Origin of the sequence: Leptospira idonii, from assembly GCF_004770995.1 — a bacterium.
In the GTDB taxonomy this organism is placed as follows: Bacteria; Spirochaetota; Leptospiria; order Leptospirales; family Leptospiraceae; genus Leptospira_A; species Leptospira_A idonii.
In genome coordinates, this window is record NZ_RQHW01000039.1 from 1 (window position 1) to 992 (window position 992).

1 protein-coding gene is annotated in these 992 nt (G+C 38.8%); it reads left to right on the forward strand.

Annotated features, from left to right (window positions below; translation table 11 throughout):
* Positions 1-992: hypothetical protein (locus tag EHS15_RS19115; RefSeq protein ID WP_167884210.1), on the forward strand; the 992-nt coding region annotated here is incomplete at both ends.

The window sequence follows — 992 nt, forward strand, 5'->3', positions numbered from 1 at the left end:
TTGTTTGGTGTAGGACGGAGAGAGGAAGACAATCTGTTAGCTAGTGTGAAGCCAAAAGATGCTCCTGAAATGCCGAAGGCACCAGATCTACCACAGTCAACACTTCAAGGAATGTCACCGTCTGATGTTGCATCGAACACAGAGGTTCCCAAACCAATAGAGATAGTTAGAGTAAAAGATGGTCAAGGAGTTGGAGGAGATTCAACGACAGCAGCAGACCAAAAACCTAAAACGGGAACTAAAGCAGGAACATTTGGAGATAGTCCAGATCAGCTTAAAACAAAGATAGAGACGTTATCAAAGATTCTCCCCGAATCAGCAGTAGAACAAATTAAACAAAATGATGAAGCAGTATCGAAACTAAAGCAAAACAAAGAGAAGTATGCAGATTTAGCCAACTTGCTCAATGACAGAAGTAGTTTTGATCAGTATATGAAGTCTCCTTTAGTTTCCGATAAAGAGAAGGCTTTCTTACAGTATTTTAAAGATTCTACAATAGATATACGAGGAGGAGCAGAAACATTAAATACGACATCTTTCGAGAATACAATACGCGATAGTAAGCTAGCAGAGATAAAGAACTCGAAAGCATATAAAGAATTAGTGAAGTATATTGATACAGAAACGACTCGGTTGAATCAGTCATCGAATAAGATAGTGAATGCAGCGATCATACAGGATGCAAAGAGATATTCGGTAAGTGAAGAGAGCCAGTATGCAGGAAAGTTGGATAAGAATATCTTAAATAAATCAGAGAAGGATTTCTATAATTATACAGATAATTTCGTGAGTACACGTAGTGAGCTAGCAAGTGATCGTTTGGACATAACAAAACAGTTAGGAGACTTAGCAGAGAAGCAAGGAAAGGCAACAAATGCTGGCGATGTTAAGAAGATCCAAGAACAGATCAACCAGTTGCAGACTAGATTGACACAGATGGATAGCAATATGTTGAATCATACGATGTCGATGCAGGTAGGAGAGAATCCACA